Annotated in this window: 21 protein-coding genes; 13 read left to right on the top strand and 8 right to left on the bottom strand. The window is 60.4% G+C overall.

What is annotated here, in order from left to right:
- The first annotated feature begins 13 nt into the window (after positions 1 to 13).
- Complete coding sequence (locus tag M2367_RS02465; RefSeq protein WP_259235654.1) at positions 14 to 283, top strand: hypothetical protein; 270 nt, start codon at positions 14 to 16, stop codon at positions 281 to 283.
- A gap of 545 nt (positions 284 to 828) precedes the next feature.
- Here M2367_RS02465 and M2367_RS02460 read toward each other — a convergent pair.
- A complete protein-coding gene (locus M2367_RS02460) occupies positions 829 to 1,707 on the bottom strand; it encodes a LysR substrate-binding domain-containing protein (RefSeq protein ID WP_259235653.1) in 879 nt (292 codons plus the stop codon).
- 98 nt (positions 1,708 to 1,805) lie between these two features.
- On the opposite strand from M2367_RS02460, the gene M2367_RS02455 reads away from it, so the two are divergent.
- The 10 genes from M2367_RS02455 to M2367_RS02410 all read left to right on the top strand — a co-directional run bounded on the left by M2367_RS02455 (position 1,806) and on the right by M2367_RS02410 (position 12,898).
- Positions 1,806 to 2,219: a hypothetical protein gene (locus M2367_RS02455; RefSeq protein ID WP_084218076.1), complete on the top strand. Its 414-nt coding sequence runs from the start codon at positions 1,806 to 1,808 to the stop codon at positions 2,217 to 2,219.
- A 1,029-nt stretch (positions 2,220 to 3,248) separates the two neighbouring features.
- Positions 3,249 to 5,144, top strand: a complete 1,896-nt coding sequence (locus tag M2367_RS02450) for a fructose-specific PTS transporter subunit EIIC (RefSeq protein ID WP_259235652.1) — start codon at positions 3,249 to 3,251, stop codon at positions 5,142 to 5,144.
- 150 nt (positions 5,145 to 5,294) lie between these two features.
- Positions 5,295 to 5,600 carry a PTS fructose transporter subunit IIB gene (locus M2367_RS02445; protein ID WP_259235651.1) on the top strand — a complete coding sequence of 102 codons (306 nt, stop codon included), beginning with the start codon at positions 5,295 to 5,297 and terminating at the stop codon, positions 5,598 to 5,600.
- Positions 5,600 to 6,367: a PTS sugar transporter subunit IIA gene (locus M2367_RS02440; protein ID WP_259235650.1), complete on the top strand. Its 768-nt coding sequence runs from the start codon at positions 5,600 to 5,602 to the stop codon at positions 6,365 to 6,367. Before M2367_RS02445 ends, M2367_RS02440 begins: the two co-directional genes overlap by 1 nt.
- Before the next feature lie 122 nt (positions 6,368 to 6,489).
- A complete protein-coding gene (locus tag M2367_RS02435; protein ID WP_259235649.1) occupies positions 6,490 to 7,308 on the top strand; it encodes a pseudouridine synthase in 819 nt (272 codons plus the stop codon).
- 259 nt (positions 7,309 to 7,567) lie between these two features.
- Entirely contained in the window at positions 7,568 to 8,056 is a 489-nt protein-coding gene (locus tag M2367_RS02430) for an NUDIX hydrolase (RefSeq protein ID WP_042039502.1), read from the top strand.
- Positions 8,057 to 8,222: 166 nt separating this feature from the next.
- Positions 8,223 to 9,329 (top strand): tRNA 2-thiouridine(34) synthase MnmA, encoded by a 1,107-nt coding sequence (gene mnmA, locus M2367_RS02425; RefSeq protein WP_224430882.1) that lies wholly within the window; start codon positions 8,223 to 8,225, stop codon positions 9,327 to 9,329.
- 262 nt (positions 9,330 to 9,591) lie between these two features.
- Positions 9,592 to 10,203, top strand: a complete 612-nt coding sequence (hflD, locus tag M2367_RS02420; RefSeq protein WP_042039499.1) for a high frequency lysogenization protein HflD — start codon at positions 9,592 to 9,594, stop codon at positions 10,201 to 10,203.
- 26 nt (positions 10,204 to 10,229) lie between these two features.
- Positions 10,230 to 11,600, top strand: a complete 1,371-nt coding sequence (purB, locus tag M2367_RS02415; RefSeq protein WP_042039498.1) for an adenylosuccinate lyase — start codon at positions 10,230 to 10,232, stop codon at positions 11,598 to 11,600.
- 155 nt (positions 11,601 to 11,755) lie between these two features.
- Positions 11,756 to 12,898 carry a cupin domain-containing protein gene (locus M2367_RS02410; protein WP_259235648.1) on the top strand — a complete coding sequence of 381 codons (1,143 nt, stop codon included), beginning with the start codon at positions 11,756 to 11,758 and terminating at the stop codon, positions 12,896 to 12,898.
- Between the two features lie 78 nt (positions 12,899 to 12,976).
- Here M2367_RS02410 and M2367_RS02405 read toward each other — a convergent pair whose 3' ends face one another.
- The 5 genes from M2367_RS02405 to M2367_RS02385 all read right to left on the bottom strand — a co-directional run bounded on the left by M2367_RS02405 (position 12,977) and on the right by M2367_RS02385 (position 17,895).
- On the bottom strand, positions 12,977 to 13,498 hold the full coding sequence (locus M2367_RS02405) for a GNAT family N-acetyltransferase (RefSeq protein WP_224430884.1): 522 nt from the start codon (positions 13,496 to 13,498) through the stop codon (positions 12,977 to 12,979).
- 177 nt (positions 13,499 to 13,675) lie between these two features.
- Positions 13,676 to 14,662, bottom strand: a complete 987-nt coding sequence (locus M2367_RS02400; RefSeq protein ID WP_259235647.1) for a GNAT family N-acetyltransferase — start codon at positions 14,660 to 14,662, stop codon at positions 13,676 to 13,678.
- 50 nt (positions 14,663 to 14,712) lie between these two features.
- Entirely contained in the window at positions 14,713 to 15,351 is a 639-nt protein-coding gene (pdxH, locus tag M2367_RS02395; protein ID WP_157013822.1) for a pyridoxamine 5'-phosphate oxidase, read from the bottom strand.
- A 184-nt stretch (positions 15,352 to 15,535) separates the two neighbouring features.
- Positions 15,536 to 15,895, bottom strand: coding sequence for a hypothetical protein (locus M2367_RS02390; RefSeq protein ID WP_224430886.1), 360 nt, complete (start codon positions 15,893 to 15,895; stop codon positions 15,536 to 15,538).
- Positions 15,892 to 17,895, bottom strand: a complete 2,004-nt coding sequence (locus tag M2367_RS02385; RefSeq protein WP_404972846.1) for a reprolysin-like metallopeptidase — start codon at positions 17,893 to 17,895, stop codon at positions 15,892 to 15,894. Before M2367_RS02385 ends, M2367_RS02390 begins: the two co-directional genes overlap by 4 nt.
- 227 nt (positions 17,896 to 18,122) lie before the next feature.
- On the opposite strand from M2367_RS02385, the gene M2367_RS02380 reads away from it, so the two are divergent.
- Complete coding sequence (locus M2367_RS02380; protein ID WP_042039493.1) at positions 18,123 to 19,334, top strand: RsmB/NOP family class I SAM-dependent RNA methyltransferase; 1,212 nt, start codon at positions 18,123 to 18,125, stop codon at positions 19,332 to 19,334.
- 81 nt (positions 19,335 to 19,415) lie between these two features.
- Here M2367_RS02380 and M2367_RS02375 read toward each other — a convergent pair whose 3' ends face one another.
- Positions 19,416 to 19,757, bottom strand: a complete 342-nt coding sequence (locus M2367_RS02375) for a Grx4 family monothiol glutaredoxin (RefSeq protein ID WP_042039492.1) — start codon at positions 19,755 to 19,757, stop codon at positions 19,416 to 19,418.
- A 306-nt stretch (positions 19,758 to 20,063) separates the two neighbouring features.
- On the opposite strand from M2367_RS02375, the gene sodB reads away from it, so the two are divergent.
- A complete protein-coding gene (sodB, locus tag M2367_RS02370; RefSeq protein WP_042039491.1) occupies positions 20,064 to 20,648 on the top strand; it encodes a superoxide dismutase [Fe] in 585 nt (194 codons plus the stop codon).
- Between the two features lie 122 nt (positions 20,649 to 20,770).
- Here the strand turns inward: sodB and M2367_RS02365 are convergent, their stop codons facing one another.
- Positions 20,771 to 21,595 carry a VacJ family lipoprotein gene (locus M2367_RS02365; protein WP_259235646.1) on the bottom strand — a complete coding sequence of 275 codons (825 nt, stop codon included), beginning with the start codon at positions 21,593 to 21,595 and terminating at the stop codon, positions 20,771 to 20,773.
- Positions 21,596 to 21,663 lie beyond the last annotated feature (68 nt).

Genomic DNA, 21,663 nt, shown 5'->3' with positions numbered 1-21,663 from the left:
GGGAGTCGATGTCATGGTAACAACACAGCAGGCACAGACCGAACCACAGAGCGAAGTCCATCCCTGCGACCAGTGCGGGGAGCGCACTCACCATATCGTGGTGCTGGTTGCCCGAGACCACAGCCAGGACATCATGCCCAAGGAGCCGCGCAAGGCCTTCTGGCAAGCCTTTCGCGCCAGCAGCATCACCAACTGGGCATTTGGCGAGACCCTGGCCTATCAGGCCACCCATGTGAAGCACCTGATTTGCGAGCGCTGCGGCGAGACCTTTCTCGAGTATTGAGTGGCTGTTACCCCGGCAAGGGGCGATAGCCAGCCTGCTGCTGCACAAATATGTCCGCACTCTCACTCATGTGTTGATCACCGACCGGTTTCTCGCAAAGGGCCGTTTTACCCCCTTCCACCACCGCTTGCTATGCCCCGCTTGCAACCAGGCTCCCTCGGGATCGCAGCCTGTGCCGCAACAAGGTCATCGAGCGGCCATGTCCCGCTATATCACCGATTAACCGCAGCAGACTGGAAGCTGTCGTCACTGGTGGTAGCGTAGTTTTTAGGTTGGCGCAGAGCGTAGCTAAGCCCGACAGGCGATCACTATTGCGCCAGCCAGAGCGGAATAAACGTGGATACAAGAGATTGGCACACCAGAATTAACGATACATGTCGCGGTAAACCTTGGCTTCACTTCGTTCAGCACCAGCCCATGATTTTTAGCCCAGGATATGAGATGAGCCATATATCCAACGAGACGGCAATCGAAACGATGGCTCGTGGCCCATGAAGCGCTTCCTGATCGCACAAACTGGGCTGAGCCCCCCTTTCTTCAGTGATCTACTGTCCTTCACCATTATTTAGCGTTACAACATTATGATTATGCTGCATTTCTCTTAGAAACAGATTGGTTAAATCTTGAACCGTTTTATCCATATCTCCCCGCTGGCGATAAACTGCAATTGTAATATTTGGGAGTGCAGGGAGCTGGGTCAATCTCTGGCTATGATGTGGGGGTGTTTGAGAAAATAAAGCGACGACGCCCAGCCCAGCCTCTGTAGCAGCCTGTAAAGCTGCAAGGCTACTGCTCTCAAATACTATATGCCAAGGAATACCGTTTCTATTCAATGCCTCTAATATACGATTACGCCATGAGCAAGGCTGACTAAAAATGACTAAAGGTAATGATTCACCTTGATGTTCGAACCCATTAGCTGCAAACCAATAAAGTGGAAAACTAAATTCCTGAATGGGTGCTGGTGCATTGACAATCGGCATGCTGACCAACACATCCAACTCACCACGTTCAAACGCAGCAAATAGCGACTGCTTATTGGTCACCTCAACCCGCAAGCTTAATCCAGGATGCACACAAGCAAAGTCTGCTAATACGCGGGTAAAGTGATTACTCACCAGATCTTCAACCAAACCAATACTGCAATGCAGTTTACCTTGTGATGCAGGCTTTAGACTCAGTTGATCGGTCAGACTCAAAATGCGTTCTGCATAAGGTAATAACGCCTCCCCCTCCGTACTTAAACGTATTCCTCTGTTGGAGCGAAGCAGCAATGCATGACCTAGTTGCTGCTCTAAACGCTGAATTTGCTGGCTAAGCGCTGGCTGGGTTTTCCCTTGCAATATTGCGGCCCGGTTAATGCTACCACATCGTACAACACTCACGAAAGAGCGCAGCAGCGCGGTATCAAAGTCATTTGTCATAAAGGAATCTTATAGCTGCCATTCATTTTTGCAGTCTACCTATGAGCTATGCCATCCGCTAGAGTGAGCATGCTTTTATTTTTTAGCTGGAGTTCACGATGTACGTTTTAGCTGTCATTCTTGCTATCGCAGGTTCGGTCGTATACCACCTTTCGATTAAATTTGTACCTAGTGGTGTCAATCCATTTTTATCTTTGTCCTTGAGTTATGGCATCGCCCTTTTATTATGTTTACCTGGCATTTATTTTTATGACGGTAGTCGCAGCGTCCAAATATTAAACTGGAGTGTTGCTGGCGTGGCGCTGGGAATTTTAGGGATTGAGCTTGGATTCTTGTTGTTATATCGAGCAGGTGGCCATCTGGGGATATCTTCATTCCTGACCAATGCGGCAGGTACACTCTTGCTTTTACCTATTGGACTGTTGTTTTTTCGAGAAGCCTTTTCAGTCACTCGATTGCTGGGCATGGGTGTCGCCCTCTGCGGTCTATGGATGATGATGCCACGTAAATAATAGAGCCCTTAGGTTCGACTAGCAAAGCTGATTCAGGTATTGGCGTAGCTTGGATATTGAATTTTCGAACGCCACGGCAACCTTCAGCGCAGTAGGCTGATGCTTAATTTAATGGCACCTGATGTTTGTGTCGAAAGAGCAAGCTGAAAAGTGTCCAAATTAAAGCATGTCCTTACTTGCCCCAATATAGATAACTGGATGATACAAGAATAAATAAATACGGACGTCCCCCAAAAACTAAACCAGATTACTTGTGAAATTCATATCCAGCCTGGCCATTACGGCGCCACTTGGCTTGAACCCGGAATTTATCCGGCAGGATATTCATATGGATTTGCTTTAGCGAGAGGTGGGACGTCTCTCTCTGATCGTGATCGGTATCGCGGCCGTTATGCAGGGATTGTAGGGTTAGTGCATCGCATTGCCAACCGGCGGCAACCGGCGGCAACCGGCGGCAACCGCAGGTCTAATCAGCCAGGTAGGGTGCAATAAGCAACGCGCATTGCACCGCGATGCTCATCCTTGCCACCCTGCTCGGCGGTGCAATTCTCTCCGTTCATTGCACCCTACGGCTGCCCATTGATGCTCTGTTGCGCCGATCTCCGCTTGCCTCCATTTCTCCAGCTTGCCCTCCCTCTTCTCCACCTGCCTCCCCCTGACGGCTGCCATTTATGTGCGTTGGCTCACATCTCGCCCCATCATCTACCCTCACAAATTTACAGAAGAAGCTTCTCTCTCCCGTCCTGACTGGTAGGGCCACAGCGATAACACCGCAACCATATATAAACTAACATCATGATTTTATGTGTAAAAATACAATAGCCTTACTATCTTAGACCAATAGCTCGCTTTGGGATCCGGCTCACACTCGGGATTTCACCGCACAAAAATCCAGTAAACAGCATGTTTGTCCGATAGGGCAGTGGCCGCCATGCCACCATAATATGAGTGTCAACTTTGTCTGCATGTCCCGGGCGGCAATCCGGGAAGAGATGCCAACAGGCTCCGGCCAGGAGCAGGGAGAACGCCATGATCACCACCCTTATCAACGAGCATCTGATCAATCTCGATTTAACAGCGACATGCAAGGAGGAGGTCTTCAGCGAGATGGCCCGCTTGCTGGTCGCCCAGGGAAAAGTCAGCGATGAGCAGCAGTTCATCAAGGACCTGTGGGCCCGGGAAGCGCTGGACAACACCGGCTTCGAGGAGGGCGTTGCCCTGCCCCACGCCAAGAGCGCGGCGGTGAGCACCCCGGCGGTGGCCATCGGCATCAGCCGAGCCGGCATCGACTACGGCGCCGAGGATGGGCAGCCCTCCAAATTGTTCTTCATGATTGCCTCCCCGGCCGGTGGCGCCAACCACCATATCGAGGTGCTGGCCGAGCTCTCCGCCAAGCTGATCGAAGAGGGCTTTATCGCCAAACTGCTGGCCGCCAGGAGCTCTGCCGAGGCACTGGCCCTGCTGCTCGAGAAGAAAGAAGAGCAAGCCGCCCCAGTCGCCGACAAAGGCTTCATCATAGGTGTCACCGGCTGCCCGGCCGGTATCGCCCACACCTATCTGGCCGCCGAGTCTCTTGAGCGCGCCGCCAAGGAGCTGGGTTACGAGGTCAAGGTGGAGACCAACGGCTCCATCGGCGTCAAGAACAGCCCGACTGCGGCCGACATTGCCCGCGCCAGCGCCATCGTGGTGGCCTGTGACAAGCAGGTGGACATGTCCCGCTTCAACGGCAAGCCGCTCATCAAGACCGGGGTCAAGGCCCCCATCAAGGATGGCAAGGGGCTGATCGAGCAGGCGCTCAAGGCGCCAGCCTATGTGGCAGACAAAGAGGACAAGAAGGGCGAGGAGCAGAGCGCCGGTGGCGGCAGCGGCGATCTCTACCGTTTCCTGATGAACGGCGTCTCCCACATGATCCCCTTCGTGGTCACCGGCGGCCTGCTGATTGCGTTGGCACTGGCCATCGGGGGTCACCCGACCCCGAGCGGCATGCAGATCCCGGAAGGGAGCATGTGGAACCAGATCCTCAACGTCGGCGTGGTGGCCTTCAAGCTGATGATCCCCGTGCTCTCGGCCTACATCGCCTATGCCATTGCCGACCGCCCCGCCCTGGCGCCGGGCTTTATCGGCGGCTGGATAGCCAATGACGGCAGCTTCTACGGCGCCGACGCTGGCACCGGCTTTATCGGTGCCATCGTCGCGGGCCTGCTGGTCGGCTACCTGGTGCGCTGGATAGCGACCCGCAACTACAGCAAGATGGTGCAACCCCTGGTGCCGGTCATGATTGCGCCCATCGTCGGTTCCCTGTTCATTGCCGCGGTGTTCATCTTCATCATTGGCGCCCCCATCGCCGACATGATGACCGGCCTCAACAACATGCTGCTCTCCATGAGCGGCGGCAGCATGGTGCTGCTGGGCATAGTGCTGGGTGGCATGGCGGGCTTTGACATGGGGGGCCCGGTCAACAAGGTCGCCTTCCTGTTCTCGGTGGGCATGATAGCCTCGGGCCAGACCCAGTTCATGGGCGCCATGGCCTGCGCCATTCCTGCCGCACCACTGGGCATGGCCTTCGCCACCCTCATTGGTCGCAAGCTGGATGTGTTCGATGCCTCCGAAATCGAAGCGGGCAAAGCCGCCGGTGCCATGGGCCTGGTGGGCATCTCCGAAGGGGCCATTCCGTTTGCCGCCCGTGACCCGCTCGCGGTCATTCCGGCCAACGTGCTGGGCAGCATGACCGCCGCCGTGATGGCCTTCCTGTTCGGCATCACCAACAGCGTGGCCCACGGTGGCCCCATCGTGGCCCTGCTGGGCGCGGTCAACAAGCCGCTGCTGGCGCTGCTGTGCATGATCTGCGGTGCCATCGTCACCGGCGTGGTCGCCGTTGCCCTGAAAAAATTGCGCAAGGGCAAGCTGGCTGCCGTACCCGCTTAAACAACAGAAGCCCCGAACCACAAAGAGGCCCTCCTGGGCCTCTTTGTGTTGTCAGCGGCACACCGCAAGCTAGCCGGGCCTATCTGTCCGTTGGACATTTCGAGGCCAGACGTTATCTTGTCCCGGCGCTACCCATTTTTGCGAGGTCCCATGAAAGTCGTTGCCGTTACCGCCTGCCCCACCGGCATTGCCCACACCTATATGGCCGCCGAAGCGCTGCAAAAGGCGGCCGCCCAGCTCGGGTTGAAGATCAAGGTCGAGACCCAGGGCGCCATGGGGCTGGAAAATATCCTCACCGCCCGGGATATCGCCAGCGCCGATCTGGTGCTGATCGCCTCCGACATCGAGATAGAGCAGAAAGAGCGCTTCCTCGGCTGTCCCCAGCGCCAGGTATCGCTGGAGTCCGTGCTGCTCAATGCGGTCGCCGTGCTCAGCCCCCCGCCCCCCGCGCCCTGATGCTGAGCCGCGAGATCACCCTCTATTGCCGCCATGGCCTGAGCATCAGCCAGGCCCGGCAACTGAGCCGTATGGCGGGCCTGTTCAAGTCGCATATCCAATTGAGCAATCTCAGTCGCCGCCAGACCGCCGAGGCCAGCAGCCTGCTCGCCCTGCTCACCTTAGCCACCCAGCCCGGGGATCTCTGCCAGCTGTTGATTGAAGGACTAGATGCCGAACTGGCCCACATGGCGTTCAACTGCTGGTGCGTGGAGCTGGGCAAACCCCTTGGCCGCAGTGCGACGGCGCACCTCGCGGAGCAGCGCCTGGCCACCCACCAGCCCGACTACCACTTTGCCTTGCCCCAGGTGGCGAGCCTGTCTGCCCCGCACGCCAAGGCCCAGGTGCTGGCGCAGCTGATAGGCCTCCTGCCAGAGAGTCTGGTCAAAGAGAGCCCTGGCCTGCACAGTGAACTCATGGCCCGCGAGCAGGTCAGCGCCACCATCATCCGGGCGGGCATCGCCATGCCCCATGTGCTCAGTGCCGCCGTCCGCCAGCCCGCCCTCGCCATGTTGCACAGCACAGAGCCCGTCGATTGGGGTTCCAGCTTGGGGGCGGTGCACAACATCATCCTGCTCTGCGCCCCCCGGCAGCTGCCCCCCGCCCAGCTCAGACCCCTGACCCGGCTGGCCCGGGCCATGATGGACGAGACCCTGACCCATGCCCTGCTCCACGCCAGCACTCATCAGGCCCGTCACGCCATCGTCATCGAGGGACTGCTGAGCTAGCCCGCCGAAACCAGCCCGCCCGGTTCAGACCTCGCTTCGTGAGTCTCAACGCCTGGGGGACAGCTCCCGCCGCCGGGGGCCTGTGATACACTGTGGCCCCGCCATTATTGATGCCAGATGCCATGAAACCGAGCCGCCCTCTCCTCTCGCCACGATCCTCATCCCGCCCGGCCGCCCCGGTGCGCACTCAAACCGGGGGCGCCAACCCGCCCGTGGCGGCGCAGGATCGCACCTTGTTGCTGCTCAACAAGCCCTACATGGTGCTGTGCCAGTTCACCGACGAAGGGGGCCGAGAGACCCTCAAGGATTACGTAAAGGAGCCCGGCATCTATGCCGCTGGCCGACTGGACCGCGACAGCGAAGGGCTCTTGCTGCTCACCAATGACGGCAAGTTGCAGGCCCAGCTCACCCAGCCGGGAGAGAAGACTCCCAAGACCTATTGGGTGCAAGTTGAGGGGATGGTGAGTGACGAGGCCCTGGCCGCCCTGCGCGCCGGGGTTGAACTCAATGACGGCATGACGCTGCCCGCCGAGGCACGCATCATGGCGGAACCTGAGGTGTGGCCGCGCAATCCGCCGATCCGCGCGCGCCAGGCCATTCCTACCTGCTGGCTGGAGATCAAGATAGTCGAGGGCCGCAACCGTCAGGTGCGGCGCATGACGGCCCACATCGGCCACCCGACCCTGCGCCTCATTCGCTACGCCATCGGAGCCTGGACCCTGGATGGGCTGGCCCCGGGCCAGAGCCGTGCCCTGACCCCCGGCGAGATGCCCTCCCCCGCCCCTCGTCCCCGCGCGCCCAGAGCGGCGCCAACCCGCATGGCCGCGTCGACGCCCGCCAGGGGCCAGCCCCCAGCACGCGCCACCGACAAGGCAAGCACGGGGGCGAGCAGCAAGGGGTCCGGCCGCGCCAGCGCGCGCCGTCCGGCCCGTAAAGCCTGACCTTGTGCTGACCAGAGGACCTGTTGCGGTGAGCGGGATCACCGAGCGTGGTGCTCGCCCCATCACAGGGTCATCCCAGGCAAGCCCAGGGATCGGCCGCCTACCCCTGCCAGCTGGGAGATTCAGTCAAGGCTGCCCCAGCACCGCCACCCTGGCGGGCAAAGAGCGGGTGACAAGCCGGGCCGAACCCCCGATTATCTAAGCGAGCTCGAATCGCCCCCTTGCACCTTGCGGTGCCTATCTGCCCAGGAGCCTTGTTATGGATCACGAATATCTGCCCGCCCGCCTGACGGTCGCCGCCCTGGTGCACTGGCAGGGACGCTTTTTGCTGGTCGAGGAGGCGATCCACGGTGAGCGGCGCTTCAATCAGCCCGCCGGTCATCTGGAAGCGGGGGAGACCCTGATTGAGGCCGCCCGGCGCGAGCTCAAAGAGGAGACGGGGCTCGAGGCCCAGCCCAATGCCTGGCTCGGCAACTACCTGTTCAAACCCGCCGACAGCGAGGCCACCTTCCTGCGTACCGCCCTGGTGTTCGACCTTCACAGCGATCCGGGCCAGCATCAGCCCGCCGATCCCGATGGGGACGTGCTCGCCTGCCACTGGTTTACCCTGGCCGAGATAGCCGAGCGCAGAGCCGCCTTGCGCAGCCCCCTGGTCTGGCAATGCATCCAGGATTACCTGGCCGGCACCCGGCTGCCCCTGTGCGCCCTGCAAGCCTTCATCCATGGCAAGCCCCAGGCGGGCGTCTGACGAACAACCCCCGCCACGGGAGCGCCAGGCCCGCCCCTGCCGCCAATTCGGGACAAACGATTTCGCCGCCCCCCGCTCAACCCGGGATCATGATTTGTATATGTGACCGAGGGCGCGAAATGCTGTTAGAATACGCCCCGTTTAAACGAACTGGTAACGACACTCAATGACAGATAACAGCCAAATCAAGGTGATCGTCGGCATGTCCGGCGGTGTGGACTCTTCCGTCTCGGCCTACCTGCTGCAACAGCAGGGTTACCAGGTCGAAGGCTTGTTCATGAAGAACTGGGAAGAAGACGACACGGACGAGTATTGCTCTGCCTCCCAGGATTTGGCTGATGCCCAGGCAGTCTGCGACAAGCTGGGCATGCACCTGCACACCATCAACTTCGCCGCCGAGTACTGGGACAATGTGTTCGAACATTTCCTCGAGGAGTACAAGGCGGGGCGTACCCCGAACCCGGACATCCTCTGCAACAAGGAGATCAAGTTCAAGGCGTTCCTGGAGTTTGCCGCCGAAGAGCTGGGTGCCACCTACATCGCCACCGGCCACTATGTGCGCCGGGATGACAGCACAGGTCGCCCGCGCCTGCTGCGCGGTCTGGATGCCAACAAGGATCAGAGCTACTTCCTCTACACCCTGAGCGAAGCCCAGGTGGGTCAGAGCCTGTTCCCGGTCGGCAATCTGGAAAAACCCGAGGTGCGCCGCATCGCCGAGCAGCTCGAGCTCATCACCGCCAAGAAGAAAGACTCCACCGGCATCTGCTTCATCGGCGAGCGCAAGTTCAAGGACTTCCTGGCCAAGTTCCTGCCCGCCCAGCCAGGTCCTATCGAAACCGTGGATGGCAAGGTGATCGGCACCCATCAGGGCTTGATGTATCACACCCTGGGTCAGCGTAAAGGATTGGGCATTGGCGGCATGAAGGATGCCGGGGAAGATGCCTGGTATGTGGTCGACAAAGAGGTCGAGCGCAACACCCTGATCGTGGCCCAGGGGGATCACCCCCGCCTCTATTCGGATGGCCTCATCGCCAGCCAGCTGCACTGGGTGGATCGTACCCCCATTCGTGCGCCGCTGCGCTGCACCGTCAAGACCCGCTACCGCCAGCAGGATATCCCCTGCCTCATCCAGCCCATGGATGACGAGACCATTCGGGTCATCTTCGACGAGAAACAGGCTGCGGTGACCCCGGGCCAGTCGGCGGTCTTCTACGACGGAGAGAATTGCCTGGGCGGCGGCATCATCGAGCAGCGTTTCAACCATTCGGTGTGAATGAATCACGAGGGCCGCGCACATGCGCGGCCCTCGTCAGTAACCTGGCACTGTGCTGCAGTCAGCCGGTGCGCACGAACAGATCAAGACCGTGACCATATGCACAATACATTTCAAGGCAGGATCATGGTCTGCGGCGGCATCAGCCGGTGAATGAACAAAACAGGACCGTGACCATATGAAGGATACATGTCAAGACAGAACCAGGTCAGGGTCTGCGGCGGCATCAGCCGGTGAATGAACAAAACAGGGCCGTGAATGTATGAGCGATAAATTTCAAGACAGAACCATGGCCTTTGCCGGCATCTGCCAGGCGGCCTATCTGGTGCAGAAAGTGGCCCGTGACGGCAGCTGCGACGAGGCCGCCCTGCGCGAGAGCCTGCAAAGCGTGCTGGTCACCAATCCCAAGCAGCCCCTGGAAGTGTTTGGCAGCCACCTCGCCATTCGCGATGGCTACCGCGCCCTGGTCGAGCAACTCGGCGCCGATGGCAGCCAGAAGAATGCCGAGCTGACCCGCTATGTGGTCAGCCTGATCGCCCTGGAGCGCAAGCTGGCCAAGCGCAAAGATATCCTCAGCATGCTGGGGGAGCGCATCAGCCAGATTGGTCGCCAGCAACAGCATTTCGATCTGCTCGACGAGCAGATCCTGGCCAACATGGCGAGCATCTACAGCGATCTCATCAGCCCGATAGGGCCCCGTATCCAGGTCGCTGGTACGCCGCTGTTCCTGCAACAGCCGCTGGTACAACACAAGGTGCGCGCCCTGCTGCTCGCCGGCATCCGCGCCGCCGTACTCTGGCGCCAGCTTGGCGGCAGCCGTACCCAGATCATCTTCGCTCGCAAGAAGATGGTGGAACTGGCCAAACGATTTTAATCCCCCACACATCAGGAGTTCACCCCATGGAGTTGTCAGCGCTGACTGCTGTATCCCCGATCGATGGTCGCTACGGTGACAAGGCCGCCGCCTTGCGCCCTATCTTCTCCGAATTCGGTCTGCTGCGTTTTCGCGTCGAGGTAGAGGTGCGCTGGTTGCAGAAACTGGCCAGCCACGCCGGGATCCCGGAAGTCCCGACCCTGAGTGCCCAGGCCAATGCCGCGCTCGATGCCATCGTCCACGGCTTTAGCGAGGCGGATGCGGCTCGCATCAAAGCCATTGAGCGCACCACCAACCATGATGTGAAGGCCGTTGAGTACTTCCTCAAGGAGAAGGTGGAAGTGAACCCTGAACTGGCGGCTGTCAGCGAATTCATTCACTTCGCCTGCACCTCGGAAGACATCAACAACAACTCCCACGGCCTGATGCTCAAGGCCGCCCGCGAAGAGGTGATCAAACCCTATTGCGAGCAGTTGATCAGTGAAATCAAGCGTCTGGCCCATGAGTACCGCGACATGCCGCTGCTGTCACGTACCCACGGTCAACCGGCAACCCCGAGCACCATGGGCAAGGAGATGGCCAACGTCGCCTATCGCCTGGAGCGTCAGTATAAGCAGATCATGGCGGTCGAACTGCTCGGCAAGATCAACGGTGCGGTCGGCAACTACAACGCCCACATATCTGCCTATCCGGAAGTGAACTGGCACCAGTTCGCCGAGGAGTTCGTCACCTCCTTAGGGCTTTCCTGGAACCCCTATACCACCCAGATCGAGCCCCACGACTACATCGCCGAGCTGTTCGATGCCATGGCCCGCTTCAACACCATCCTCATCGATTTCGACCGGGATGTGTGGGGTTACATCTCCCTGGGTCACTTCAAGCAGCGCACCATAGCCGGCGAGATTGGCTCCTCCACCATGCCCCACAAGGTCAACCCCATCGACTTCGAGAACTCCGAAGGCAATCTGGGTCTGGCCAATGCGGTATTCCAGCACCTGGCGAGCAAACTGCCCATCTCCCGCTGGCAGCGAGATCTCACCGATTCGACCGTGCTGCGCAACCTCGGGGTGGCGGTGGGTTACTCCCTGATTGCCTATCAGGCGACCCTGAAGGGCATCTCCAAGCTGGAAGCCAACGCCGCCGCCATGGCCGCCGATCTGGATGCCAACTGGGAAGTGCTGGCCGAGCCCATCCAGACCGTGATGCGCCGCTACGGCATCGAGAAGCCCTACGAGAAGCTCAAAGAGTTGACCCGTGGCCGCCGCGTCGATGCCGAGGGCATGCGCACCTTCATCGACACCCTGGCACTGCCCGAGCACGTCAAGGTGGAGCTCAAGAAGCTGACCCCGGCCAACTATATTGGCGCCGCCAAGCAGCTGGTTGATGAGCTGAAGTAAGTACCCGCTTGCCAACAGGGGCCCGCCGGGCCCCTGTTGTTTTGGCATTGCACAGTGAATCGCCATAAACCCTTGCCGGGCGGATGTCCCGATAAGCGCAGCCGCTGCCCTTATCAAGACCTCTGTCTGACCACTTAATTAGGTATGAGAAGCCCATGTACGAACTCAATCTGGATATCGCTCACTTCCTCGAACATCATTGGCAGAAGCGCCCCCTGCTTATCAAGGGCGGCTTCACGCAGTTTCAGGATCCCATCAGCCCCGATGAACTGGCCGGGCTGGCCATGGAGAAAGAGATAGAGTCGCGCCTCGTCACCTGCAAAGATGACCAGTGGACCGCCGAGCACGGCCCCTTCGAAGATTACGATCAGCTGAGCGAGCGTGACTGGACCCTGCTTATCCAGGCCTGCAACCATTGGGCTCCCGAGGTCCATGAACTGGCGGTGCCCTTCCAGTTCATCCCGGGCTGGCGTTTCGACGACGTCATGGTGAGTTTCTCCACCCCGGGGGGCGGCGTCGGTCCCCACATCGATCAGTACGATGTCTTCATCACCCAGGGGGTCGGCAAGCGTCACTGGCGGGTGGGAGATGCCCAGCAGATCACCGAGTACGCCGCGCACCGCGCCCTGCGTCACTGCGGGCCCTTCGAGGCGATCATCGATGTGGAGATGGAACCCGGCGATATCCTCTATATTCCGCCCGGATTCCCCCATGAGGGCTACGCCATCGAGCCCTCCATGAACTTCTCGGTGGGGTTCCGCGCCCCGGATGCCCGGGATCTGCTCACCTCTTTTGCCGATCACCTGATCGACAACGAGATCCGCACCGAGCGCTATGCCGACCCGGATCTCAAACCCTGCCGCCACCATGGCGAGATCCAGCAGCACGAGCTGCACCGCCTGCGCGAGCTTATGCAACAAGCGTTGGATGACGAGACCCTGTTCAAGGAGTGGTTCGGCGCCACCATCTCCGAGGCCAAGCACGATCTGGATGTCATGCCTCTGCCTCAGGACGACGCCCCGGATTACAGCAGCGATGAGGTGGCCGATCTGCTGACCCAGGGCCAGCCAGCGGTGCGAGTGCCTGGTCTGCGCTGCGTCTGGTTTAGCGACGACAACCAGACCTGCTACATCGATGGCGAGGCCTGGACCCTGGGCGAACCCGATGGCGCCGCCCTCAAGCTGCTGTGCGATCGCGATCTGGTGACCCAGTCCGACATGGTGGATCTCGCGGATCAGGCCGGCTTCCTGCACCTGTTCACCCGCCTGGTCAATCGCGGTTACTGGTTCTTCGACTGAACGGCGAACCGAACAGACAAAAAAGGCGCCTGATGGCGCCTTTTTGATGGGGTACTGTGGCTGACTGCTCGCCGGGCATCACTCTTCGTCAGCACTCTCTTCGGGGATCTCGTCGAACAAGGGGTGGTAGAGCACCTCTCCTTGCAGATTGGTCAGGCCACCCGCCTGCAGCTCCATGGCCATGAAGTGCTCGCTTGGCACCTCATAGCAGCAGTGCAGACCGAATTCACTGGCGGGACGAAACCCGAAACGAGCGTAGTAGGCGGGATCGCCCAGCACCACCACTGCCTTCCAGTCCATCTCCAGCGCCGTATCCAGCCCCTCGCGGATCAGCTCCGAGCCGATGCCCTGTCCCTGCCAGTCCGGGTGCACGGCAACCGGTGCCAGGCCAAGCCAGGGCCCTTCCAGACCATTGATGGTCACCGGGCTGAGCAGCAGGTGGCCCATGAATTCATAGTCCTCCTCTTCCACCTGGGTCACCACGGCAGCGCCGCATTCACGCAGGCGGTTGACCAGTTCGGCCTCATCGGTGCGGCCAAAGGCGGCACTCACCAACTCATAGACGGGTAACATGTCGCCGGGGCGCTCGGTTCTCAGCATTAAGACAGACTCCTGATACAACTTGCCGCCATTATTCCACAGAAATCCCGCCGGGCCGGAACACCTTTGACCAGAAATGGGAGCTTTCCCCCAGGAAAACGTTACAGAGCCCGCCCCATCCTTGGAGGCTATTCCGCCTCTCCCTCTGCCTGAACACAGCCTCAAGGGGCACCAGGATTATCTCCCCCGGACACCGCGCCCCAAGCGCCAGTGCCGCACGACGCAATCGGGACGCTCGACCAGAGGCGCCATCCCCAGATCGCTCATGCCCAGTTTGGCCATCACCCGGCCAGAGGCCAGGTTGCTCGCCATGTGGCAGCCGTTGATCTCGGGTAAGTGAGCGCTCGCAAAGGCAAAGTCTCGCACCAGTATCGCCGCCCTGGTCGCGATGCCGAGCCCTTGCCAGGGCATACCGACCCACCAGGCCAGGGAGCCCTGGCAACTCAGGGACACAGTGCCCACAGGCGCAGCCTCCGCTTCCCCTTCCAGCCAGATGGCCCAGCTCCATGCCTGTCCCAGCCCTTGCTTGCGCCCGCAAAGCTGGAGCCAATCGCTGGCAGCCCCCTCGGGATAGGGGTGGGGAATATTGAGGGTATAACGGGCAATGGCCGCATCCTGGCAGTAAGCCGCTATCCAGGATGCATCCCTCGCCACCAGAGGACGCAGGCAGATGGCGCCGGCTAGCCGCGCCCCTCGCCGGGACTGAGATGCCTCTTCTGGAGAGAGAGCCGGCTCTCGCAGCCAGGGCAGCGTCAGGCGCCTTGCCAGCAGGCGCGTCAAGGCGGGGCCCAGCCCCTGAGTAAGGGACAGGGAGTGATCTGCACCACTGGGCCCCAGGGTCAGCAAGCCCTGCTCCTTGGCCAGTACCAGCAAGGCCGAGGAGGCGCTCAGCAAGATCTGCCGGTCTTGGGCCCCACTCGCACGCGCTGGCCCCCCCGCAGGCGCCAGCCAGTCAGCCAGCAGCGCGGACGCATCGAGCCGCCCATCCGGGCGGAATGCACTCTCCTGCTCCCAGGCGCCACCGCAGCATGCATTGTTATCTCCTCGCCGCCCCAGCAACCACCAGCTGTGCCCGGCGCGCTGCCAGGCGCTCACGTCAGGGAGCCAGTGAGCCTGGAGCAGATCCCTGTCGATCAGCAGGCCCATGGCACCCGGTCTCTCCACCTGAGCAGACCAGGCCCCTGAGTCATCAAAGGGGTGAGTGATCACTGCTGTCAGGGGGCCAATCTGTCTATCTGCCAACGCTCACCTGCTCGCTGATAGAGGAAGCGATCGTGCAGCCGGTGCTCCCCCCCCTGCCAGAACTCGACGCTGTCGATCACCACCCGGTAGCCGCCCCAGAAGCTGGGCAGCGGCACCTCGCCATTGGCGAATTTCTGCTTCAACTCCATGAACTTGGACTCCAGCACGCCACGGGCACTGATACGGGAAGACTGCTGCGAGACCCAGGCCGCAATCTGGCTATCCTTGGGTCTGCTGTGGAAATAGCGCATCACCTCCAAGGTGCTCAGCTTCTCTACGCGCCCTGTGACATGCACCTGGCGGTCCAGCATATGCCAGGGGAAGAGCAGGCTGATGCAGGGGTTGCCCGCCAGTTGCAGCGCCTTGCGGCTGCCCATGTTGGTGTAGAACAGCATGCCTGCCGCATCATAGTGTTTGAGCAGCACGGTGCGCTGCCAGGGCTGGCCGCTGGCATCGACGGTGGCAACCACCATGGCGGTGGGATCCGACAGCTTGGCTTCGCAGGCCTGCCCCAGCCACTTCTCGAACAGCGCCAGGGGCTCGACAGGCAAATCGGCTCTGTGCAGGCCACCCTTGCTGTATTCACGGCGCAGATCAGCAACATCCATCATCTTGTTTTTCCTTCTTTATTTTCCCATGACTGCGCAAGACGCCAAGGCTCTGTACCTGCCTCGGGGCTGTCATGTCCTGGTTGGCATTGTGCGACTAGCCCGGCCTTGCGACAAGCCTCAACTGCGAAGGGAGGCCATAGCCCCCCTCCCTTTTTCCCATCTGCATCCTGCGAGGCCTGGCGCGCTATCTTGCTCCCTCATCCCGTGGGCAGTGCGCCACTATCTGGCGATTATATGCTGCGGCAAAGTCAGTCAACGCCTGCTGTTGTGCCTCCTCCCCAGGCCTCACCAGATCCCCCAGCCCCTCCAGATAACGCATGCCACAGCGCCCCTTGACCGCCCCCTGCTGCTCGGCCGCAATGCCCGGCGCCATCTGGCCACGACCAGCCCGGATGATCACCCGGTGATCGCCGCGAGCCAGATGCTCACTGAGGGCCTGCGCCACGCCAGGGATCTCAACGGCGGCCCTGGTGCCGGCCTGGGGGCTGGCATCGGCCTGGCAGCCAGCCAGCAGCAAGAGTCCCAGAGCCAACAAGGCCCTCATCTGTCACCCCGACGTCGCATGGCACCACCCAGCGCGAGCAACAACAAACTCCAGAGGCTCAGGCTGCCGCCACCGCCGCCTCCGCTGGAGTCATCAGTGGGCACTGTTGGTGTCGGACTGACCGTGCCTATGGTGCTGCCACTGCCGGTCAGGCTCAATCTGGGACTCAGGGCGAAGAAGATATTGCCATTGCAACTCAGCTTCAGTCGCCCCTGGCTGGTGACGGGCAGGGTCGGCAGCGTCAGGGAGGCGTTGCCACTGTTCGGGATGGCGCTGGCAAGCGGACTCCAGGCATGGCCATCATTGGCGCTCAAGGCCACATCGACCCTGGCACAAGAGATGGGAGCCGCCTGGCTGCCCGCCACCTGCCAGCGAATGGCCAGCGCTTGTCCCTCGCTCAGGGTGCCACTCAATGGGGAGGTCAGTGTGAAAGGGGATCCCGTATCGACCACCTGTACCTGCATCTCGTCACTGCCCACCCCGCCCTTGCCATCCCGGGCCGTCAGGCGAAAATTCAGGGTGCGGTTGGTGGTCGGCCACGCCTCTCCCTTGGCGAGGATGCCACTTTGCAATGCACTCAGGCTGGGCAACAGTCGCTGACTCGAGGTGCCGGGCGCCACAAAGGGGAAGATGGGCCTGCTGCCATCATCGACCATGGTCGCCAGACTGGTGGAGGCTGCGCCGCGATCGAGCTGCTCCCAGTTGTAACTCAGGCTGTCGCCATCGAGATCCGAGCCACCCCCATTGAGCAAGAAAGGGGTATTGGCCGGGATCACATAGTCATTGCCCGCCGCGACCTGAGGCGCATTGTTGCTGAGCGCCTCCCGGATGCCGCAACTCTGGTAGAACCCCATGTGTTCGCGCATCTGCTCGATGGACTTGCTGTGGAAATATGGCAGGCTGCCATCTTGCAGATCCTCCTCGCCGCACAAACCGGCGTAGCCCATGATGGAGCTGCCGCTGCCGGGCTCCCAGGCCTGCGCTGCGATACGACTGCCGCTGCCGCAGTCCCCGCTAGTGCCATTGAAGGTGTGATCGGCCCCCAGCTGATGGCCGAGTTCATGGGCCACGTAATCGATGAAGAAGGCATCCCCCACCGGAGCACTCGAGCCGGTCATCCCCTGGGATTTCAGATTGGCGACACACAGGCTGCCCAGCATGGCCAGGCCCCCTCCCCCGGTGTTGAGCACGTGACCTATATCAAAGGGGGTCGCCCCAAGGGCCGTCGCCTGCACGCTCTGATTCTTGGCCATGTCACTGCTGTCGTTGCTGAACGGGTCAGTGGCGGGGTCGGTGTAGATGACGAGATCGTTGTTGGCGACCAATTGGAAGTTCACACCGAGATCCCGCTGATAGACCTCGTTGACCCGGTTGAGCAGGGTGGCGATGGCTGCCAGTGCACCGGCCTTGGTCCCCGTGTGATACTGGGTGTACTCACCCGACGCCGAGATGGCGATGACATAGCGCCGACGCTCGTTGCCACTCACCAGCACGGCCCGGGCGGCGGCGAGGGGCTGACCCAGCACCTCGTCAGCCTGCTGCTCGAGGGGACTCAGGGCATCGCGCTGGTCGTAGACCACATAACCCAGCCCATTCCTCAGGGGATCGATGAAGATGAGCCGACCCTGATTGTGAAACATGCCGTGAAAACCCAGGGGCCCCAGCTCGAAACGGCCGGTATCCCGCTCATCCTGCAGGCTCTGGCCGCTGAAAGTGAGGATCCCGGGATACTTGGCCGCCAAAGCGGCAGGCAACAGATCGTTGAGCGTCAATATGAAACCGACCTCTCCCCCCTCGGGCAGAGGCAGCACCAGGGTGCGCGCACCATCGGCCAGTGCCGTCAGCTGCGCACTGGCATCATCGACCTGGCGAAAGGCCCGCGCCCGCACCGCTAGCCCAGCCTCTTCCTGGCCCCTGGCGGCCAGGGTGCGCCAGTGTGGTGCGGGTTCTGCCTGAACCTGACTGGCCATCAGGGGGATCAATAGCAGGAGTGTTCGCATCGACATCATCTGGATATCCTTATCGTCCGGGCCACTCAGGGCCATCATGGCTTGCTGCGCGAATGAGTATGGTGACCTCTCGGTGTGTTGACCGCCCCTGTCCCCATCAATTACGGGATCATGGCCGTTTATGGCGTCACCAGCAAGGGAAAGCGCGAGCGCTGCGGTTGCGCCAATCTGGTCTAACCCCTATCATTGCGCGGATTTCATCGGCCAAGGTTAATCTCATGCTCAAATCCCCACTGTTACCCCGTTTCGGGGATCTGGTTGATGCCATTCTTGACGACGTACTGACGCAGGGTCTCACTCTGGACCGTGCCTACGCCCGTCATTTTTCCGGCATCGAACTCAAACCCCAAGAACAGGCAAGGATTGCCCTGGTCACCGGCGATCTGCTGCGTCGCCTCAGCCTCTACTGCAACCTGTCCGGCATTCAAGTGCGTCAAGCCGCCAAGAACGTCTGGCCGCTGCTGCACAGCTGGCATGCGTTCCACAAGATTGATATGCCCAACCACCCCAGCTTGGATCGCTTCAACGAAGAAGCGTTTCGTCGCCGTCTGACCGAAGCCAAGAAAAACCCTGTGCTGATGGATGGCTGCCCCAGCTGGCTGGAAAAACTCGGTGCCGAGCAACTTGGCGACGCCTGGCCTGCCGAACGGGCCGCCCTGGCCTGGATGCCCAAGCGCTACCTGCGCGTCAACAGCCTCAAGTGCACCAAGGCGCAGCTGCAAGCCCAGCTCAACAAAGAGCATGTGAGCACCATCCCCGTTGAGGGTGTCGACAGCGCCCTGCAGGTCACCTCCGACTCAGCCCTGTTCCGCACCAAGGCCTTTGCCGATGGCTGGTTCGAACAGCAGGATGCCGGCTCCCAGCTGGTTGCGGCCGCCCTCGACGTCAAACCGGGCATGAAGGTGATCGATGCCTGCGCCGGTGCCGGTGGCAAGACGCTGCACATCTCCGCCCTGATGGAGGGCAAGGGCCGCCTGCTCGCCATGGACGTGGAAGAGTGGAAGCTGGAAAACCTCAAGCAGCGTGCCCGCCGCGCCGGTGCCCACAACGTGGAGACCCGCGTCATCACCAGCAGCAAGACCGTCAAACGCCTCAAAGAGAGCGCAGATCGTGTGCTGCTGGACGTACCCTGCTCGGGCCTGGGCGTACTCAAGCGCAATCCGGATGCCAAGTGGCGCGACACCGCCGAGCGTCTGCCGATCCTGATGGCACTGCAAGAAGAGATATTGCAGCGCTACAGCCAGATGACCAAGATAGGTGGCATCCTGGTCTATGCAACCTGCTCCATACTGCCCTCCGAGAACCGTCAGCAGATAGACAAGTTCCTGGCCGCCAACGAGCACTTCCGCCTGCTGGACGATCATAATGTCAGCCCGAGCCAGACCGGCTTCGATGGCTTCTATATGGCTCGTCTGGAGCGTATTTCCTAAAGGGAAATGCAGGGCATCATTGCCCATGAAAGAGGGGAGCCAATGGCTCCCCTCTTTGTATTTCGCAACCGGTAACAGCGCTTATTCTGCGGCGTCTTCCGACTTGTACTTGGCGGCGGTCTCTTTGACCAGGGTCTGCAGTTCGCCTGCCTGGAACATCTCAATCATGATGTCGCAGCCACCGACCAGCTCACCATCGACCCACAGCTGGGGGAAGGTCGGCCAGTTGGCAAACTTGGGCAGCTCGGCGCGGATGTCCGGGTTCTGCAAGATGTCCACATAAGCGAAGGGTTCGCCACAAGACATCATGGCCTGGGAGGCCTGGGCAGAGAAACCGCAGCTCGGAAGCTTGGGGGATCCCTTCATGTAGAGAATGATGGGGTTCTCGGCCAGCTGCTGTTTAATCTTTTCAATAGTTTCCATAGGTGCCTCACTAGAGCGATTTCGCCGATCATTCTACTGCAAAGTCAGCCGACCACAAACCGGCAAACCGAAAACGCGTCATTTACACCCGACTCAATACGCGGCAACTTGATCCCCGTCATGGCGAGAATCAAGAGTTGTGAGCCCATCTTTGATGCTGTTACAATCATTCGGCCCATTGGGCGCCCGTCCGGCAACCTCAGGACGTTCGCCCAGTCACGTAAAATAATGCTTTTCGCCCAAGAAAAGCCTATGCAATGTCTTGCAACCGTCGCTTTCGCACGGCCAGCCAATGGAGAGTAGAAAATGGCTTTCGAACTTCCCGCTCTGCCCTACGCAATCAATGCTCTGGAACCGCACATCTCCCAGGAAACCCTGGAATATCACCACGGCAAGCACCACAACACCTATGTGGTCAACTTGAACAACCTGGTGCCGGGTACCGAGTTTGAAGGCAAGTCCCTGGAAGAGATCATCAAGACCTCCACCGGTGGCATCTTCAACAACGCCGCCCAGATCTGGAACCACACCTTCTACTGGCACTGCCTCTCCCCGAATGGCGGCAATGAGCCGACTGGCGCCCTGGCCGATGCCATCACCAAGCAATTCGGCTCCTTCGCCGAGTTCAAGGATGCCTTCACCAAGTCTGCCATCGGCAACTTCGGTTCTAGCTGGACCTGGTTGGTGAAAAAAGCCGACGGCACCCTGGCCATCGTCAACACCTCCAACGCCGGTTGCCCGCTGACCGAAGCCGGTACCACGCCGCTGCTGACCGTCGACCTGTGGGAGCACGCCTACTACATCGATTTCCGCAACATGCGTCCCAAGTACATGGAAACCTTCTGGACCCTGGTCAACTGGGAATTCGTGGCCAAGAACCTGGCTGCCTGATAGCCTCTTTCTTGCCAAAACACCCCGCACTGCGGGGTGTTTTTTTATCCGCGCTGGCCAAGCGATCAAAATGAGAGAGGCGCCCATGGGCGCCTCTCTCATGTCATGCGGATGTGTATCTGTTACTGGTCTATCTCGTCCAGATACTCATCCAGATTACCCTCGTCCTGACGGCCGGTCTGGGGTCTGGCCCCATCGCCGAACGGCATATTGCGCCCCTCTATCTTGCTCTGATCGTACTGCAGGTAGAGGCCCTTGGTGAAGGCGTAAGGGTCGAGGGAGTTATCGACCACCCGCTCCTGATCGACAAGCTTGGATCGGGTACCGACCCCATCCAGCGCCCAGTGCACCACCTTCATCGGGAACGTCAGCAGCGCATAGGGGAAGTAGAGGGTATCTATGGTGTCGCCAATCAGATCCCGGGTGGTGGTTGGCCCATACACGGGGAACATCAAGTAACCTCCTTCGCCAATGTCGGCACGGCCGATGAGGGTGCTCATCTCCAGCATGTTGCGCTCCAGCCCCACATGCTTGGCCACGTCGAAGATGCCGAACAGACCCAGGGTGGTATTGAGGGTGAATCGACCCAGATTGTTGCCGGCACCAGGCAGATCGCCGCTGATCAGGTGGTTGACCATGCTGCTCGGCTCGTCGAAGTTGTTGACGAAGTTGTCTACCCCCTCCTTGACGCTGTCCGGCACATAATCGGCATAGCTGTGAATGACGGGGCGGGCGACATAGGGTTCGAGCACATCGAAGTTGACCGCCCACATGGCGCGGTTCACCCCCTGGAAGGGATCCTGGGGATCGCTGGCGGTACTGACCGCCTCGGGGGCATTGTGATTACTGAGCCCGACATCCAGACTCGCGGGTCCCGGTTTGGGTGGGCCGCCAGCACAACCACCGAGTAGCAATGCCAGTCCCCATGCACCTAAACGCACTTGCATACTGATTTACCTTGAGAAAGTCACTTGAACTGTTTGATTATTATAAGCGGCTCGGCCCCAGAGGGGCC

The organism is Aeromonas sp. BIGb0445, from assembly GCF_024809075.1.
Lineage (GTDB): Bacteria > Pseudomonadota > Gammaproteobacteria > Enterobacterales > Aeromonadaceae > Aeromonas > Aeromonas rivuli.
This window is presented reverse-complemented; position numbering and strand designations above follow the sequence as displayed.

What these genes read in the sequence shown, in the direction of transcription:
- M2367_RS02465 (WP_259235654.1), top strand. Translation starts at nt 14, where the DNA reads ATGGTAACAACACAGCAGGCACAGACCGAACCACAGAGCGAAGTCCAT.
- M2367_RS02460 (WP_259235653.1), bottom strand. Translation starts at nt 1,707, where the DNA reads ATGACAAATGACTTTGATACCGCGCTGCTGCGCTCTTTCGTGAGTGTT.
- M2367_RS02455 (WP_084218076.1), top strand. Translation starts at nt 1,806, where the DNA reads ATGTACGTTTTAGCTGTCATTCTTGCTATCGCAGGTTCGGTCGTATAC.
- M2367_RS02450 (WP_259235652.1), top strand. Translation starts at nt 3,249, where the DNA reads ATGATCACCACCCTTATCAACGAGCATCTGATCAATCTCGATTTAACA.
- M2367_RS02445 (WP_259235651.1), top strand. Translation starts at nt 5,295, where the DNA reads ATGAAAGTCGTTGCCGTTACCGCCTGCCCCACCGGCATTGCCCACACC.
- M2367_RS02440 (WP_259235650.1), top strand. Translation starts at nt 5,600, where the DNA reads ATGCTGAGCCGCGAGATCACCCTCTATTGCCGCCATGGCCTGAGCATC.
- M2367_RS02435 (WP_259235649.1), top strand. Translation starts at nt 6,490, where the DNA reads ATGAAACCGAGCCGCCCTCTCCTCTCGCCACGATCCTCATCCCGCCCG.
- M2367_RS02430 (WP_042039502.1), top strand. Translation starts at nt 7,568, where the DNA reads ATGGATCACGAATATCTGCCCGCCCGCCTGACGGTCGCCGCCCTGGTG.
- mnmA (WP_224430882.1), top strand. Translation starts at nt 8,223, where the DNA reads ATGACAGATAACAGCCAAATCAAGGTGATCGTCGGCATGTCCGGCGGT.
- hflD (WP_042039499.1), top strand. Translation starts at nt 9,592, where the DNA reads ATGAGCGATAAATTTCAAGACAGAACCATGGCCTTTGCCGGCATCTGC.
- purB (WP_042039498.1), top strand. Translation starts at nt 10,230, where the DNA reads ATGGAGTTGTCAGCGCTGACTGCTGTATCCCCGATCGATGGTCGCTAC.
- M2367_RS02410 (WP_259235648.1), top strand. Translation starts at nt 11,756, where the DNA reads ATGTACGAACTCAATCTGGATATCGCTCACTTCCTCGAACATCATTGG.
- M2367_RS02405 (WP_224430884.1), bottom strand. Translation starts at nt 13,498, where the DNA reads ATGCTGAGAACCGAGCGCCCCGGCGACATGTTACCCGTCTATGAGTTG.
- pdxH (WP_157013822.1), bottom strand. Translation starts at nt 15,351, where the DNA reads ATGATGGATGTTGCTGATCTGCGCCGTGAATACAGCAAGGGTGGCCTG.
- M2367_RS02390 (WP_224430886.1), bottom strand. Translation starts at nt 15,895, where the DNA reads ATGAGGGCCTTGTTGGCTCTGGGACTCTTGCTGCTGGCTGGCTGCCAG.
- M2367_RS02385 (WP_404972846.1), bottom strand. Translation starts at nt 17,895, where the DNA reads ATGCGAACACTCCTGCTATTGATCCCCCTGATGGCCAGTCAGGTTCAG.
- M2367_RS02380 (WP_042039493.1), top strand. Translation starts at nt 18,123, where the DNA reads ATGCTCAAATCCCCACTGTTACCCCGTTTCGGGGATCTGGTTGATGCC.
- M2367_RS02375 (WP_042039492.1), bottom strand. Translation starts at nt 19,757, where the DNA reads ATGGAAACTATTGAAAAGATTAAACAGCAGCTGGCCGAGAACCCCATC.
- sodB (WP_042039491.1), top strand. Translation starts at nt 20,064, where the DNA reads ATGGCTTTCGAACTTCCCGCTCTGCCCTACGCAATCAATGCTCTGGAA.
- M2367_RS02365 (WP_259235646.1), bottom strand. Translation starts at nt 21,595, where the DNA reads ATGCAAGTGCGTTTAGGTGCATGGGGACTGGCATTGCTACTCGGTGGT.